The 14,487-nt window shown below is 64.0% G+C and carries 16 protein-coding genes and 1 riboswitch; of the genes, 7 read left to right on the forward strand and 9 right to left on the reverse strand.

Going from position 1 to position 14,487, the window contains the following annotated elements; all coding sequences use genetic code 11:
- Position 1 precedes the first annotated feature (1 nt).
- Positions 2-511, reverse strand: a complete 510-nt coding sequence (locus tag AC1D0I_RS13025; RefSeq protein WP_477395505.1) for a tyrosine phosphatase family protein — start codon at positions 509-511, stop codon at positions 2-4.
- Positions 508-1,557, reverse strand: a complete 1,050-nt coding sequence (gene cobD / locus AC1D0I_RS13030; protein WP_477395506.1) for a threonine-phosphate decarboxylase CobD — start codon at positions 1,555-1,557, stop codon at positions 508-510. Before cobD ends, AC1D0I_RS13025 begins: the two co-directional genes overlap by 4 nt.
- On the opposite strand from cobD, the gene cbiB reads away from it, so the two are divergent.
- Positions 1,556-2,524, forward strand: a complete 969-nt coding sequence (cbiB, locus tag AC1D0I_RS13035; protein ID WP_477395508.1) for an adenosylcobinamide-phosphate synthase CbiB — start codon at positions 1,556-1,558, stop codon at positions 2,522-2,524. The genes cobD and cbiB overlap by 2 nt on opposite strands.
- A gap of 22 nt (positions 2,525-2,546) precedes the next feature.
- Here cbiB and cobO read toward each other — a convergent pair whose 3' ends face one another.
- From cobO to AC1D0I_RS13055, 4 genes are read right to left on the reverse strand one after another with little or no spacing between them, the layout of a single operon-like run.
- Entirely contained in the window at positions 2,547-3,170 is a 624-nt protein-coding gene (gene cobO, locus AC1D0I_RS13040; protein ID WP_477395510.1) for a cob(I)yrinic acid a,c-diamide adenosyltransferase, read from the reverse strand.
- A gap of 1 nt (position 3,171) precedes the next feature.
- A complete protein-coding gene (gene cobU, locus AC1D0I_RS13045) occupies positions 3,172-3,687 on the reverse strand; it encodes a bifunctional adenosylcobinamide kinase/adenosylcobinamide-phosphate guanylyltransferase (RefSeq protein ID WP_477395512.1) in 516 nt (171 codons plus the stop codon).
- Positions 3,680-4,483 carry a CbtA family protein gene (locus AC1D0I_RS13050; protein ID WP_477395513.1) on the reverse strand — a complete coding sequence of 268 codons (804 nt, stop codon included), beginning with the start codon at positions 4,481-4,483 and terminating at the stop codon, positions 3,680-3,682. Before AC1D0I_RS13050 ends, cobU begins: the two co-directional genes overlap by 8 nt.
- 15 nt (positions 4,484-4,498) lie before the next feature.
- Positions 4,499-4,678: a CbtB domain-containing protein gene (locus tag AC1D0I_RS13055; RefSeq protein WP_477395515.1), complete on the reverse strand. Its 180-nt coding sequence runs from the start codon at positions 4,676-4,678 to the stop codon at positions 4,499-4,501.
- A gap of 36 nt (positions 4,679-4,714) precedes the next feature.
- A riboswitch (cobalamin riboswitch) is annotated at positions 4,715-4,911 on the reverse strand.
- A 141-nt stretch (positions 4,912-5,052) separates the two neighbouring features.
- Between AC1D0I_RS13055 and AC1D0I_RS13060 the strand changes: the two genes are divergently transcribed.
- A complete protein-coding gene (locus tag AC1D0I_RS13060; protein ID WP_477395517.1) occupies positions 5,053-6,228 on the forward strand; it encodes an aromatic ring-hydroxylating oxygenase subunit alpha in 1,176 nt (391 codons plus the stop codon).
- A gap of 3 nt (positions 6,229-6,231) precedes the next feature.
- Here AC1D0I_RS13060 and AC1D0I_RS13065 read toward each other — a convergent pair whose 3' ends face one another.
- Positions 6,232-7,431, reverse strand: a complete 1,200-nt coding sequence (locus tag AC1D0I_RS13065; RefSeq protein WP_477307058.1) for an MFS transporter — start codon at positions 7,429-7,431, stop codon at positions 6,232-6,234.
- Between the two features lie 236 nt (positions 7,432-7,667).
- Here AC1D0I_RS13065 and AC1D0I_RS13070 point away from each other — a divergent pair, with 236 nt between their 5' ends.
- Positions 7,668-8,666 (forward strand): heparan-alpha-glucosaminide N-acetyltransferase, encoded by a 999-nt coding sequence (locus AC1D0I_RS13070; protein WP_477395519.1) that lies wholly within the window; start codon positions 7,668-7,670, stop codon positions 8,664-8,666.
- On the forward strand, positions 8,663-9,139 hold the full coding sequence (locus AC1D0I_RS13075) for a methyltransferase family protein (protein ID WP_477395521.1): 477 nt from the start codon (positions 8,663-8,665) through the stop codon (positions 9,137-9,139). Before AC1D0I_RS13070 ends, AC1D0I_RS13075 begins: the two co-directional genes overlap by 4 nt.
- Before the next feature lie 6 nt (positions 9,140-9,145).
- Here AC1D0I_RS13075 and AC1D0I_RS13080 read toward each other — a convergent pair whose 3' ends face one another.
- Positions 9,146-9,532, reverse strand: a complete 387-nt coding sequence (locus tag AC1D0I_RS13080; protein ID WP_006203215.1) for a MerR family transcriptional regulator — start codon at positions 9,530-9,532, stop codon at positions 9,146-9,148.
- Positions 9,533-9,682: 150 nt separating this feature from the next.
- Positions 9,683-11,101 carry a magnesium transporter gene (gene mgtE, locus AC1D0I_RS13085; RefSeq protein ID WP_457150498.1) on the reverse strand — a complete coding sequence of 473 codons (1,419 nt, stop codon included), beginning with the start codon at positions 11,099-11,101 and terminating at the stop codon, positions 9,683-9,685.
- Between the two features lie 447 nt (positions 11,102-11,548).
- Between mgtE and AC1D0I_RS13090 the strand changes: the two genes are divergently transcribed.
- The 3 genes from AC1D0I_RS13090 (at position 11,549) to AC1D0I_RS13100 (ending at position 14,473) form a co-directional block, all read left to right on the forward strand.
- Positions 11,549-12,172, forward strand: coding sequence for a response regulator transcription factor (locus AC1D0I_RS13090; RefSeq protein WP_095087975.1), 624 nt, complete (start codon positions 11,549-11,551; stop codon positions 12,170-12,172).
- Positions 12,173-12,306: 134 nt separating this feature from the next.
- Complete coding sequence (locus tag AC1D0I_RS13095) at positions 12,307-13,497, forward strand: aminotransferase class V-fold PLP-dependent enzyme (protein ID WP_477395523.1); 1,191 nt, start codon at positions 12,307-12,309, stop codon at positions 13,495-13,497.
- Between the two features lie 13 nt (positions 13,498-13,510).
- Positions 13,511-14,473, forward strand: coding sequence for an HpcH/HpaI aldolase/citrate lyase family protein (locus AC1D0I_RS13100; protein WP_477228747.1), 963 nt, complete (start codon positions 13,511-13,513; stop codon positions 14,471-14,473).
- Positions 14,474-14,487 lie beyond the last annotated feature (14 nt).

Consider the following 14,487-nt stretch of genomic DNA (forward strand, 5'->3'; position numbering starts at 1 on the left):
CCTAGATGTCGATCTTCAGCGCGAAGGGCGTTCCTTCAAAGGCGTCGGCGCCACGCCCGATCGCCTGGATCGCCTCGATCATGCGGCCGTTGCGATGGAGCAGGAGGTCGGCCACCGCAATCAGCCGCGGGTTGGGCGTCGCCGAGGGAGACAGCGCCCGCACCGTCTGAGCCAGTTCGGCTTCGTCGCGCTTCGGCGCCAATGCCGCGGCGATGATGTAGGCGGAAGCGGTCGAGCGGCTGATGCCGGCATAGCAATGCACGACCATCGGCTTTGCCCGGTCCCATCGGCGCGCGAAATCAAGCAGGTTGCGGACATGCTCCTCGCCCGGCATGGTCATGCCGTCCTGCGCCACCGCAATGTCGTGCATGACGAGATGCAGATGATTCTCTTGGGCGATCGAGACCGGGCGGATCACCTCGGTTCCAGCGGCGAGCAGCGACAGCATGCGGTCGGCGCCGGTCCGTGCCACCGTTTCCTCGACCTTCGCCAGAGAGCAGACATGGATCATTGTTTCGAACCCTTCGATCGATCCTCGCGCCGGGACGCCCATTCGGCAAGAGCGGATTCGAGCCGCTGCCATTCCACCTCGCTCCCCGGCAGGCCGGCGCGCAAGACGCCAGGACGGTCGGCAAAATGGCGCAGCAGGATTCCTCGCTCACCAAGTGTGGCGAACAGGTCGGCGGCGTCGGGCAAGTGAAGATAGCGGAACAATGTGGTGCCGCCCGCGACAGCAGCGCCGAAGCGGCCGAACAGCGCGTCGAGCCGCGCCGATGCCTCCGCAAGGGATGCCCGCATCGCGTCCTGCCAGTCGATATCGGCAAGCGCGCGAATGCCATATTCCAGCGCCGGGCCGGCGACGGCCCATGGTCCGAATTGCGTGTCCAGCCGGCCGACCGTCACCGCATCGGAAAGCGCAAAACCGAGCCGCAGCCCGGCCAGGCCAAAGAACTTGCCGAATGAGCGCAGCACCACGATGCCGCCCTGACCGACATCGCCGCCAAGGCTGTGCTCGCGCGGGCCGACATCCATGAACGCCTCGTCGACCACCAGCAGCCCGCCCTTGGCGCGCAGCCCTGCGGCCAGCGCCAGCAGCCTGTCGCGCTCGATGATGCGCCCATCCGGATTGTTGGGATTGACGATGATGGCAAGGTCGGCTTCCACCAAAACTTCGAAATCGCCGACCTCCGTCACCGCGTGTCCGGCGATCGCCGCTGCCCGCCCATGTTCGGCATAGGTCGGACCCAGCACCATCGCCTTGCCGGGCGCGATCAGCGATGCGACGCGCGGCAACAGGATCTGCGTGCCGGGTGCCGCCGCCACATTGGCTGGCGATGGCGCGCCATAGGCGCTCGCCGCGATCTCGACCAGCTCGCTGGCACGCGCTGCCTCCGGCAGCCGCGACAGGGTGGTGGCGGGCAACTCGAAAAGCGGGTAGGAGTGCGGATTGATACCGGTCGAGAGGTCGACGAAAGGCTGCGGCGCGTTGGGGAAAAGCGCCCTCGCCCGGCCGAGACTTCCACCATGGTCCACCGCCGCCCCATCAAGAAGCTTCATGTCAATCCTGATCGCTTTCCTGTCATTGGCCGCTGAATTCGTCCTGGGTTACCCGGACTGGCTGTTTCGCGCCATCGGCCATCCGGTGACGTGGTTCGGCAGGCTGATATCCTTTCTCGACGGCCGGCTCAACCGCGCCACTGATCCCGACGCGCTGCGTCGCAAGCGTGGTGTCCAGGCGCTGCTGGTCATCGTGCTGGTGCCGGCGGCGATCGGGCTCGGCGTGCAGATCCTGCTCTGGTTCGTTCCCATGGGATTGATCATTGCCGCCCTTCTGGCGACATCGCTTCTGTCGCAGAAGAGCCTCTACGAGCATGTCGAGGCCGTGGCCGACGCGCTCGACACAGGTGGCCTTGCTCTTGGACGCATCGCCGTCTCGCGCATCGTCGGCCGCGATCCCGAATCGCTGGACCTGGCCGGTGTCAGCCGCGCGGCGATCGAGAGCCTGGCCGAGAATTTTTCCGACGGCATCGTTGCTCCCGCCTTCTGGACCGGCGTCGGCGGGCTGGCAGGAGGCGCTGCCTACAAGGCAGCCAACACCGCCGATTCAATGATCGGCCACCGCACCCCGCGCCACGAAGCGTTCGGCTGGGCGGCGGCGCGCTTCGACGATTGGATCAACCTGCCGGCATCGCGCCTGACGGCGCTGTTGATCGTGCTGGCCGCATTCCTCGTCAGGGGTGCCGATGCGAAAAACGCCTGGCAGGCTGTGTGGCGCGACGCGAAAAAACACCGCTCGCCCAATGCCGGCTGGCCGGAAGCGGCGATGGCCGGCGCGCTCGGCCTGGCGCTTGCTGGACCACGCAGCTATGGCGGCGTGCTGGTCGACGACGTCTTCATGGGCGAAGGCGGCCGCCGCGAAGCCGACAGCATCGACATCAGGCAGGCGCTGAAACTCTATCGTGTCGCCGATTATCTGCTGATCGCGCTGTTCGGTTTGGTCTCGGCAATCGTGATCGTCGCGTGATCGGGCCTGCTGGTTAAGGCTATCAGAATTCGATGCCTTGCTGCGCTTTCACGCCCGCGGAAAAATGGTGCTTGGTCACGCCCATTTCGGTGACGAGATCGGCCGCCTCGACCATCGCCGGCTTGGCGTTGCGGCCGGTGACGACGACATGCAGGCCCTCGCGCCGCGCCTTCAGCGCCGCAACCACTTTGTCGAGATCGAGATAATCGTAGCGCAGCGCGATGTTCAGTTCGTCGAGCACCAGCAGGCTGATCGACGGATCGGCCATCAGCTCGAGCACTTTGGCCCATGCGGCTTCGGCTGCGGCAATGTCGCGCCTCAGATCCTGGGTTTCCCAGGTGAACCCCTCGCCCATGGCGTGCCAGACGACGCGATCGCCAAAGGCGGCGAAGGCATCCTTCTCGCCGGTGTGCCATTTGCCCTTGATGAACTGGACGACGCCGACACGCTTGCCGTAGCCGAGCATCCGCAGCGCCAGACCAAAGGCGGCGGTGGTCTTGCCCTTGCCCGGTCCGGTGTTGACGATCAGCAGCCCCTTCTCGATCGTCTTGGCCGCCACCTCGGCATCCTGCACCGCCTTGCGCTTGGCCATCTTGGCGCGGTGGCGGTCTTCATCCCGGTCGGTTTTGTTGTCGATATCGGTCATTTCATTTCACCTTGAGCGGCAGCCCCGCCACCATCAGCAGCACCGAATCGGCGGCAGCGGCCACTTGCTGGTTGAGCCGGCCGGCGGCATCGCGAAAACGGCGCGCCAGCGCGTTGTCAGGCACGATCCCTTGGCCGACTTCATTGGACACGACGAACCAGGGCCCGCGCGGCCGCGACAGCACGTCCGCCAGCCGACGGCATTCAAGGTCGAGGTCGTGTTCGGCCAGCATATGATTGGTCAGCCACAGTGTCAGGCAGTCGACAAGCACCGGCTGGTCGTCCGGCAAAGCCTCGAGCGTGCCGGCGAGATCGAGCGGTGCGTCGATGGTCGCCCAGCCCTGGCCGCGCCGGGAGCGGTGCAACGCGATGCGCTCACGCATCTCGTCATCATAGGCTTGCGCCGTGGCGATATAGGTCCATGGCGAGGGCAAAACCGTCGCCAGGGTTTCGGCATGCGCGCTCTTGCCAGAGCGCGCACCGCCGATGATGAAGGTCAGCTTGCTGCGATCAGGCAAAGCTGTCGCGCAGGCTGGTCGCTGTGCCGGTGAAGCGGCCGCGCACCACGCCGACGACGGCGCCGAGCACCAGCCAGAACACCAGGTTGGTCACAGTGACCGCCACCACGAACTCGTGGTGCAGGCCTTCAGGGATCGGCGTCTCGAAACTGTCGGGCTGCGGTGCGCCGACAATATGCGGCGCGACGATCAGCAGGACGGCAAGGATCGCGAGCGGCAGCGACTTGCGGAACGCAATCAGGCCGAGACCCGCCGCGGTCGCCACCACGGTTGCCCACCACCAGATCTGGCGCTGCGTGAGATCGGCCGCCGGCATCGCGGGCAATTCCGGTGGCAGGCCGAGGCCCGGTGCCAACGTGAACACGGCAAAGCCGGCCAGGCCCCAGAACACGCCCTGGCGCCAATTGCCGATGCCGCCGGCGAATTCGGAAACCGCGACCAGGATCAGCGCAAAACCGATGCCGGTGACGATATTGGCGACAACGCTGAAGGCGAAACGCTCGAAACCGTCGGCCGGTGCCCAGCCTTCGTCTTCCGCGGCCGGCGCGGCTGCTTCCGCCGGCGCCGGGGCGGCAGAACTCATGGCATTCCCCGCCGGAGCGGCCGTGCTCATGGCATTGGTATCGGTTGCGGCCGGAGCGGCATGGTCATGGTGGTGGCCGCCGCCGGCCTGTTCGTAGACTTCCGCCTTGAGGATCAGCGGCACGGTGGCATAGGCCTGCAGGCAGGCGAGAACGACGCCGGCCACGAGCCCTGCGATCGCCGCGATGAACACGACGTTGCGAAACAGGTTCATGATGTCAAATCCTCGTCAGTGGCAGGGAAACGCCATCGAATGGCGATAGTCGTGAGCCGCATTGTGGACCGCATCGATATGCGAGAAGCCGACAAAGCCGACGACGAAGATGCCGATCAGCGCCACGAGTGCAAGCTGCATGAAGCGCGACTGCGAGGAGACGGAGGCGCCGAGGGAGACGGAAGCGGTAGTCATGTCTTGTCCTTTCACCCTCCACCCGAGGGCATCGAAGTCAGTTTCCTGTCGCCGGCAGGTCTCCTGGCTCGCGGATCAGCGCCCTTCCCCACCTTCCCGAAGAGAAACCTTCAGTGGCATATGGAGAGGACTACCGCACACAGTTGCGGGGGCAGCCACGGCATTGGGCAACAAGTCCGCCCGCACCGCATTCCCTCTTGGCTCCAAACGGAACCGACGACAAGCGCGACTATAGGGAAAATCGTCGCGACCGGCAAACCAAATTCCGCCGACAACCAGCGCGATTGCGCCATCCAGATAAATCGGGTCTCCGGCACAACAATTGACAATTCCCGTGGTCGGGTGTCGGCTGACAAGTCCACAGGAAGCCAGCCATGCAGCCCATTGCCAGCGAGCGCGATCCCTACAACGGCCTGACCCGGGCCGAACCGACGCTGCCATCGTCGGCCTATTGGGATGCGGACAGTTATCAGCGCGATCTCGACGCCATCTGGTACAAAAGCTGGTTGCTCGTCTGCCGCGAGGCCGACCTTGCGCAGCCGCTTTCATTCCGCACCTTCCGCGTCGGCACGCAGGAAATCGTCGTGCTCCGCGACGAGACCGGCGAACTGCGCGCTTTTCACAACACTTGCCGCCATCGCGGCTCGCAGCTTTGCCAGGAAGGCGAAGGCCGGCTGAAGGCGCGGCTCATCACCTGCCCCTACCACGCCTGGTCCTATTCGCTGCGCGGAGACCTCGTGCGCGTGCCGTCGAAGTCGCTGCCGGAAGGCTTCGACAAGGCAAATCATCCGCTCTATCGCGTGGCGCTCTCCGTGTGGCGCGGTTTTGTCTTCGTCAATCTGCAGGAGGACGCCGCCGGCTCGGCGGAAACCTCCTTCGATCCGGCGTCCGGCAGTCTCGCCAACTGGCCGCTGGAAACGCTTGTTACCGGCCATGTGCTGCGCAAGGTGATGAACTGCAACTGGAAGATCTTTTGGGAAAACTTCAACGAGTGCCTGCATTGTCCAGGCGTCCACAAGGACCTGTCGCGGCTGGTGCCGATCTATGGCCGCGGCCTGATGGGTCGCCATGACGATCCCGAATGGTCCCGCCACGCCGACAATGACGCGCCGGAGTTTTCCGGCGGTCTGCGCGCCGGCGCGCAGACATGGTCGCGCGATGGCCAGGCGCATGGGCCGGTCTTCACCGGCCTCACATCAGCTGAACGCGCCGCCGGCCAGACCTACGCCACCAACCTGCCGTCGATGTTCATCGTCGGGCACGTCGACTATATGAGGACCGTGCGGCTGGTGCCGCTTGGCCCCGAGCAGACCGAGCTTGTCGCCGAATGGCTGTTTGCGCCGGAGGCGCTTGATGCAACCGACATCGACAACATCGTCGCCTTCGGCAAACAGGTGCTGGAGGAGGATGCAGGGATCTGCGAGGTCAACCAGAAAGGCTTGCGCTCGATGCGCCACGCGGCCGGCGTGCTGATGCCCGAGGAGTACGACCTGCACCGCTTCCACAACTGGATCCGCGAACGGCACGCAGCGGCTACCCCCAAGCCCTGATGATCACAGCGATTTCGGCAGGTATCGCCACGTCACGAAGCCGCAGACCGCCGCCAGCAGGCCGAGCGTGACGAACACCGAGCCTAGCCCGAAGAACGCCAGCACCACCGAATAGACCAGCGGCGGCGTCAGTTCGGAAAAGTCGAGATAGGTCCGGTAGACCGCAGCCATCTGCGACCTTTCATAGGATCGTACCGAGCGCATGAAGGCGGTCGAGCCCAGTGCATCGAGCGCGATGGTGAAGAAAGCGCCGCAGAGCAGAAAGGCGCCGGTGAGCAGCGGCACGGTTTGGCCAACCGCACCCGCCGCCAGCAGCATGGCCGACATGGCGAAATAGGCAAATGTCATGGTTCGGCGACCACCGAAGCGCTTTCCCGCCTTGCCCCAGAATATGGCCATGAACAGCAGCGCGTTGCCGGCCGAAACCAAAAGACCACCGGCCAGCTTGCCCTCGCCGGTGATGACCATGAACAGCGGCCCGTAGACGAAGAACGTCGTCCAGAAACAGGAGCGGCCGAAGGCGATCAGCCAGGCCAGCCGCAACCTGGGCTGGGCAACGAAGCGGCCGATATTGGCGAGCGGATTGGCCGGCCGCGTCTTGCCAGGGCGGATCGATGGGTTGTCGCCCAGGCGGTAGGTCCAGAACAGCGCCAGCAAGGCCAGCGCGAACACCGCCACCGCACCGTGCGCGGCATAGATGCCGAAGCGCGTGTAGAGGAAGATGCCGAGCGTCGGCCCGCCGGTCCAGGCCAACATCGACCACGCCATGCGCAGTGATTCGGCCTGCATGAAATCGGTCTTGCGGATGTGGTCCATGATGTAGAGGTTGAGCGTGATCGACAGCGCGCTGGCGCCCATCACGCGGCACAGCATGCCGGCCAATTGTCCGGCAAGCGTATGGGTGACGAAGAACAGCGAGCCGATGGCCAGCAGGCAGGCGCCTGCCGTGTAGACCCAGCGCCGGGCAAAGCGTCGGATCAGCATCGGCATGAACAGCGTCACCGACAGGCCGAGCATCGCCACGATGGTGTAGAGGATCGAGACGATCTGCTCGTTGTGCAGGATCTCGTAGGCCTGGATCGGGATGACGCTCGACACCGTGGCGCGGGCGAAGGATTCGACCGCATAGAGCGAGGCGAAGGTGCGCGCGTCGGCCGGCCGCAAGGCCGGCAGCCAGACCGGGTGGCGCACATGGGTGGACATCGCTTCCCCAAAGCAGAATCAGCGGGTCAAATCTGCCGTGGTGATTCCTGTGCGGGTAACAGGAAACCGACGCCTATCCGGCAAAAGCGAAGTCGGCCAAAGGCTTTCCGGCACTGGCCTAAGGCGGCGCCTGATCCAGCGTCTGCAGCGCAGCCTATACCCCAAGCTGCCGGCCTTCTTTTGTCCGTGGCAACCGTGATAGTCGTCTTTCGGGGCTGAATCAGAAATACGAGACCATGAGCATCCACACGCCGACCGCACCCGTTCAGGATCGACCGAAGCGCATCGTCGCCATCGACATCGTGCGCGGCATCGCGCTCATCGCCATGGCGAGCTACCACTTCACCTGGGACCTGGAATTCTTCGGCTATACTGACCCGGGCCTCACCGCCTTCGGCTGGTGGAAGATCTACGCGCGCTGCATCGCCTCGACCTTCCTGTTCCTGGTCGGCGTCAGCCTGTACCTCGCCCATGGCCGGCAAATCCGCTGGAACGGCTTCTGGAGGCGTTTCGCCATGGTCGCCGGAGCGGCGATCGCCATCTCGGTCGTCACCCGCATCGCCACCCCGGACGGTTTTATCTTCTTCGGCATCCTGCATGAGATTGCGCTGGCCAGCCTGCTCGGCCTCGCCTTCCTGCGGCTGCCGGCGCTGCTGACGCTCCTTGTGGCAGCGCTGGTCATCGCAACGCCCGTCTATCTGCGCTTCGAGGCCTTCGACCATCCATGGCTGTGGTGGATCGGCCTGTCGGCGATCAATCCGCGTTCCAACGACTACGTTCCGCTGTTTCCGTGGTTCGGCGCCGTGCTTGCAGGCATCGCGGTGACGAAGCTCGCCACCGCTTCGGGCCTGCTTGCCCGGCTTGCCGAATTGACACCCGGCCGCTGGGCCAACCCGCTGGTCTTCATCGGCCGCCACAGCCTGGCCTTCTACCTGATCCACCAGCCGCTTTTGATCGGCTGTGTGTGGCTGTTCGCGCAAGTCATGCCGGCCAAGGTCGAAACCCCGCAGGTGAACTTCCTGAAGACCTGCCAGCTGTCTTGCGAGCAGTCGCGCGACACCGAATTCTGTTCGAGCTACTGTGTCTGCATGCTCGACACGCTCGAGAGCGAAGCCTCACTTGATCGGCTCTACAACAACGACCAGACTGCCGAATGGAAGACGCATATATCCGATCTCGCCGGTATGTGCACCGCCAAGACCGAAGACAAGATGACGGAGGGAGGGGTCAAATGACCGAGAACCAGCCGAAGGCAGGGCTCATACCGTGGCCGCCGGTGATCTACGTTGCGGCCATCGCCATCAGCATCGCACTCGGCCTGCTCTATCCCCTGCCCTGGATTGGCGACCTCTTGGGCGATATCCTGTTCGCCGCCGGCTGGGTGGCCCTGCTCGGCGTCGCGGCACTCTGGTTCACCGCGATCCGCACCATGATTCGGGCCAAGACCACGCTCAATCCCAACGCGGTGCCCGATCACCTGGTTACCACGGGCCCCTTCGGCATCACCCGCAATCCGATGTATCTGGCCAACACGCTGCTGTTGATCGGCGTCGCCTTTGTCTCGGGGATCGTTTGGTTCCTGCCGTTCGCCTTCATCGCTGCCTTTGTCACGCAGAAGGTCGCGATCGAGGGCGAGGAAAAGGTGCTGGCGGTGAAATTCGGCAAGAAATACCGGGACTACGCCAAGAGAGTGCGGCGCTGGATTTGAACAGCGTTAGGTATTGACGCCGAGTTCCACCAGTCGCTCGACACAGGATTCCTCGGCCTGGTCAAGTTCGGCCAGCGTCTCCTCGAGGTCGCGGCGCTTCTGCCGCAGGTCCTCGCGCTTTTCCTCGATGCGCTTGATCATCAGCTTGAGTTGACCGACCTCGCCGGGCGGCTCCTTGTACATCTGGATGATTTCGCGGATCTCGTTGATCGAGAAGCCGAGCCGTTTTCCCCGCATGATCTGGCGGATGAGATGGCGGTCGGACGGGCGAAACAGCCGCGTGCGGCCGCGCCGCACCGGCTGCACCAGCCCCTCGTCCTCATAGAAGCGCAGCGTCCGCGTCGACACGTCGAATTCGCGGGTCAGTTCGGTGATCGAATAATATTCCCGCATTGTCACTCCCACACCCCGGAACCCGGGGATCGCCATGCGGCAGCCCCTCCTGTCCCGAACCAAACCCATGCCAAGCCGGAATCGACATGGCACCCCGCGCAAGCCTCGCACGGCATTTACGTAAAAGTCAATTGAGGGCACGATGCGCCTTCAAGGCACCGCAAACCACCACGTGGCAATGCCGAGAAAGGCAAAGAAGCCGACGACATCGGTGACCGTGGTGACGAAGACCGCCGAAGCGACCGCCGGATCGATCTTGAAACGGTCGAGCAGCAGCGGGATCAGGATGCCGGCCAAAGCGGCCGCGAACATGTTGATGATCATCGCCGCGGCGATGATGCCGCCCAGATTGTTGTCGTGGAACCAGGTCGCGGCGACAATGCCGATCAGGATGGCAAAGACGATTCCGTTGATGAAGCCGACACCCATCTCGCGGCGGATGATGCGGCCGGCATTGTAGATGTCGATATCCTTGGTCGCCAGCGCGCGCACGGTGACGGTCATGGTCTGCGAGCCGGCATTGCCACCCATGCCGGCGACGATCGGCATCAGCACCGCCAGCGCCACGATGTGCTCGATCGTGCGGTCGAACAGGCCGATCACCGATGCCGCCAGGAATGCGGTCAAGAGGTTGACCAGCAGCCAAGGCACGCGCGAGCGCGAGGTCGAAAAGATGCTGTCGGAGAGCTCTTCGTCACCGACGCCGCCCATGCGCAGGAGATCTTCTTCCGCTTCCTGCTGTATGACGTCGACGACGTCGTCGATGGTCAGCACGCCGACCAGCCGTTCATTCTCGTCGACCACGGCGGCAGACAGAAGGTCATACTGTTCGAATTCCCGCGCCGCCTCTTCCTGGTCCATGGTGGCGGGAATGGCGTGTCGCGTCTCATGCATGACCTCTTCCACCTTGACCGCGCGCTTGGTGCGCAGGATCTGGTCGAGGTCGATGGCGCCGAGCAGCTTGAAGGTCGGATCGATGACGAAGATCTGGCTGAAGCGCTCGGGCAGGTTCTTGTCCTCGCGCATGTAGTCGATGGTCTGGCCGATCGTCCAGAACGGCGGCACCGCGACGAACTCGGTCTGCATGCGGCGGCCGGCCGTCTCTTCCGGATAGTCGAGCGAGCGGCGCAGCCTGATCCGCTCGGTGAACGGCAGTTGCGACAGGATCTCGTCCTGGTCTTCCTTTTCGAGGTCTTCGAGAATGTAGACCGCGTCGTCGGAATCGAGCTCCTGCACCGCCTGGGCGATCTGCGCATTGGGCAGATTGTCGACGATCTCCATACGGATCGCCTCGTCGACCTCGGTCAGCGCGGAGAAGTCGAAATCGGCGCCCAACAATTCGACCAGCGTGCGGCGCTGTTCGGGATGCAGAGCCTCGAGCAGGTCGCCGAGCTCCGACTGGTGCAGGTGGTCGACTTCATGCTTGAGCGTGAGCGTGTCGCGGTCGGCGATCGCCGCACCGATCTGGGCAAGGAAGGACGAAAGGACGGCGCCATCCTCGCCATAAATATCGGCGTGGGCGTCTTCAGCGGCCCTGGCGCCGGTCGTCCGTTCGTCCTGGCCTTCCACCAGCGCCTCCCGCCATCGCAATCCCGGAAAAGGTGCGTCTCAGGTCTAGAGCATCGGACCCAAAAGTGGAAACCGCTTTTGGGGAGAATCCGCCGCTCGATCCAGAGATGGCGCGGCAGCACGATTCGATTTGGGAACCTATGGTCCTAACGCACGGAATATCAAACGAAATACGCGCGCTCCTACCGGCCTGACGTCGCCAGAGGCGGACATCGCCGAGCCCTGGGCTGACGATGCCGATCCCGTCAAAACCAACTGGGTACCGGTTCAGGTGGCGCGACAGCGCATGTCGCTGGGGAAAGAGCACTCCTGCGCGGTTGCGGCGATTGTCATGGCATAGGGTCCGGATACCAGCCGGATCCGCCCATGCCCGCAACCGGTCCAGAACGGAAGCCCTTGAACGCAAGGTCGGCGAGAACGAACGAGGCCACATCAGGACAGCAACGCATTCGCGTCGTTGTCGCCGAGCGCAATCCGCTTGTCATATCGGCGCTCCGCGAAATGCTGGAATGCGACGGACGTTTCGAATTGCTGAGCGCCGTGCAGAGCGGCAGGCAACTCCTGGACCTGGCAGGAAAGACCACGTTCGATGTCGCCGTCATCGGCTGGAGGCTCGCCGACATGGACGGCGCGGATGTGCTGGCCGAGGTCCAGAGCCGTAAGCTCGATGTGCGCATCACGGTGTTTTCCAACGACCACGACATCGGCATCTTGAAGCAGTGCGTGCGGCTTGGTGCTCAAGGCTACTGCTTCCAGTTCGACGATCCGCATATCATCTTCGAGACGATCCTGGCCGTCGCGCACGGCCGCATCTGCATCCCCTACATCGACATCAACAAGGTCAACGACACGCCTTTGGCGCAGCTCACGGTTCGCGAGCGCGAACTGCTGGCGGTGCTTTCCGACGGCTGGACCAACCTTCAGATCGCGACGCGCACGGGAATTTCCGAGAATACGGTGAAGTATCACCTCAAGAATCTCTATGACAAGCTTGACGTCCGCAATAGGGCAATGGCCGTCGCGCTCTATTCGAGCGAGAAGCGTCGCAGTCCCAAACAGCCTGTCGGATAGGACGACCGGGTAGGCCAAGCGGGTAGGCTCGCCCCACCCGCGCGCGGCGAGAACTTACCCACCAAGGTGTTGTTGCCCCTCGCCTTCCAAACGACACTCCCTCCACAAATCTCTAACTTCGGAGGAGTTCACGCATGGCTGGGTTCACCCACCTTTTTATTCCAGGACCCACCAACATTCCGGAGCAGGTCCGGCAAGCGATGAACCTTCCGATGGAGGACATGCGTGCGGGATCATTTCCTGATTTCACGCTGCCGCTGTTCGAAGACATCAAAAAAGTCTTCAAGAACGAAACCGGCCGCGTCTTCATCTACCCGTCGTCGGGCACCGGCGCCTGGGAGGCGGCGATGACCAACGTGCTCAGCCCCGGCGATCGCGTGCTGATGTCGCGCTTCGGACAGTTCTCGCATCTGTGGGTCGACATGGCCGAGCGCCTCGGCCTCGAGGTCGACGTGATCGACTGCGAGTGGGGAACCGGCGTGCCGCTCGACCTCTACTCAGAAAAGCTGAAGGCCGACAAGGCACACCGCATCAAGGCAATCTTCTGCACGCAGAACGAGACCGCCACCGGCGTCACCAGCGATGTCGCAGGCTGCCGAGCCATACTCGACGCGGCGAACCACCCAGCGCTGCTCTTTGTCGACGGTGTGTCGTCGATTGGCTCGATCGACTTCCGTCAGGAAGAATGGGGTGTCGACTGCGCCGTCAGCGGCTCGCAGAAAGGCTTCATGCTGCCCGCCGGCCTCGGCTTCCTCTCGGTCAGCAAGAAAGCGCTGGCCGCTTCCAGGGTCGCGACCCACCGCCGCTGCTTCTTCTCGTTCGAGGACATGATCCGCACCAACGACGCCGGCTATTTCCCCTATACGCCGGCGACGCAGCTGCTGCGCGGTCTCCGCGCATCGCTCGACCTGATCGCCGAGGAAGGGCTCGACAATATCTTCGCCCGTCACCATCGCCTCGCCGAAGGCGTGCGCAAGGCGGTCGACGCCTGGGGCCTGAAGCTTTGCGCGAAGGCGCCGAAATGGCACTCCGACACCGTCAGCGCCATCCTGGTGCCGGAAGGCATCGACAGCGGCGACGTCGTCAAGCGCGCCTACCAGAGCTACCGGACCTCGCTCGGAGGGGGTCTCAACAAGGTGCTCGGCAAGGTCTTCCGCATCGGCCATCTCGGCTGGCTGAACGAGGTGATGGTGCTCGCCTCGCTGTCGGCGGCCGAAATGGCGCTGCTCGATTGCGGCGTCCGGCTGGCGCCGGGCTCGGGCGTCGGCGCCGCCATCCAGCACTTCCGTGCCTCGGCCGAGGTACCTGTCGCCGAAGCGGCGTGAGAGGAACGCGACCATGAGCCACACGATCAACCATCTCAAAAAACTCAGGCTGCAGCGCAGCGAACTCGCGGTTCCAGGCTCCAGCCCGGAGATGATCGAAAAGGCGGCCAACAGTGCCGCCGACTTCGTCTTCCTCGACATCGAGGACGCGGTCGCCCCGCCGGACAAGGAACGTGCCCGCAAAAACATCATCCAGGCGCTCAACGACATCGACTGGCGCGCCAAGGGCAAGACCGTTTCGGTACGCATCAACGGCCTCGACACGCACTACATGTACCGCGACGTGGTCGACGTGATGGAACAGGCCGGCGACCGGCTGGACACCATCCTGGTGCCGAAAGTCGGCGTTCCGGCCGACCTCTATATGGTCGAAGCCATGGTCAACCAGATCGAGATGGCCAAGGGCTACAAGACCCGCGTCGGCCTCGAAGCCCTCATCGAGACGGCGCTCGGCATGGCCAATGTCGAGGCGATCGCCGCGACGCCCGGCCGCCTGGAGGCGATGCATTTCGGCGTCGCCGACTATGCCGCCAGCAACAAGGCGCGCACCGTCAACATCGGTGGCCTCAATCCCGACTATCCGGGCGACCAGTGGCATTTCGCCCTGTCGCGGATGACCGTTGCCTGCAGGGCCTACGGCCTGCGCGCCATCGACGGGCCGTTCGGCGACTTCTCGGACCCCGAGGGCTACACGGCTGCGGCAAGGCGCGCGGCGGCACTTGGCATCGAAGGCAAATGGGCGATCCACCCCTCGCAGATCGCGCTTGCCAACAGCGTCTTCTCGCCGCCGGAAAAGGAAGTCGTCCGCGCCAGGCGCATCCTGGAAGTGCTCAAGGAAGCGGAGGCGCTCGGAAAGGGCGCGGCGGCGCTCGACGGAAAAATGATCGACGCGGCGTCGGAACGCATGGCGCGCAATGTGCTGGTGGTCAACGAAGCAATCGAACGCGCCGGCCAAGCGCACGCTGCCACGCACTGAAGGCTCTTGGGAGG

The sequence above is a fragment of the Mesorhizobium sp. P2_D1 genome (genome assembly GCF_056404455.1).

What these genes read in the sequence shown, in the direction of transcription:
- AC1D0I_RS13060 (WP_477395517.1), top strand. Translation starts at nt 5,053, where the DNA reads ATGCAGCCCATTGCCAGCGAGCGCGATCCCTACAACGGCCTGACCCGG.
- cobO (WP_477395510.1), bottom strand. Translation starts at nt 3,170, where the DNA reads ATGACCGATATCGACAACAAAACCGACCGGGATGAAGACCGCCACCGC.
- AC1D0I_RS13075 (WP_477395521.1), top strand. Translation starts at nt 8,663, where the DNA reads ATGACCGAGAACCAGCCGAAGGCAGGGCTCATACCGTGGCCGCCGGTG.
- AC1D0I_RS13080 (WP_006203215.1), bottom strand. Translation starts at nt 9,532, where the DNA reads ATGCGGGAATATTATTCGATCACCGAACTGACCCGCGAATTCGACGTG.
- AC1D0I_RS13095 (WP_477395523.1), top strand. Translation starts at nt 12,307, where the DNA reads ATGGCTGGGTTCACCCACCTTTTTATTCCAGGACCCACCAACATTCCG.
- AC1D0I_RS13050 (WP_477395513.1), bottom strand. Translation starts at nt 4,483, where the DNA reads ATGAACCTGTTTCGCAACGTCGTGTTCATCGCGGCGATCGCAGGGCTC.
- AC1D0I_RS13065 (WP_477307058.1), bottom strand. Translation starts at nt 7,431, where the DNA reads ATGTCCACCCATGTGCGCCACCCGGTCTGGCTGCCGGCCTTGCGGCCG.
- AC1D0I_RS13070 (WP_477395519.1), top strand. Translation starts at nt 7,668, where the DNA reads ATGAGCATCCACACGCCGACCGCACCCGTTCAGGATCGACCGAAGCGC.
- AC1D0I_RS13100 (WP_477228747.1), top strand. Translation starts at nt 13,511, where the DNA reads ATGAGCCACACGATCAACCATCTCAAAAAACTCAGGCTGCAGCGCAGC.
- cbiB (WP_477395508.1), top strand. Translation starts at nt 1,556, where the DNA reads ATGTCAATCCTGATCGCTTTCCTGTCATTGGCCGCTGAATTCGTCCTG.
- cobD (WP_477395506.1), bottom strand. Translation starts at nt 1,557, where the DNA reads ATGAAGCTTCTTGATGGGGCGGCGGTGGACCATGGTGGAAGTCTCGGC.
- AC1D0I_RS13055 (WP_477395515.1), bottom strand. Translation starts at nt 4,678, where the DNA reads ATGACTACCGCTTCCGTCTCCCTCGGCGCCTCCGTCTCCTCGCAGTCG.
- AC1D0I_RS13025 (WP_477395505.1), bottom strand. Translation starts at nt 511, where the DNA reads ATGATCCATGTCTGCTCTCTGGCGAAGGTCGAGGAAACGGTGGCACGG.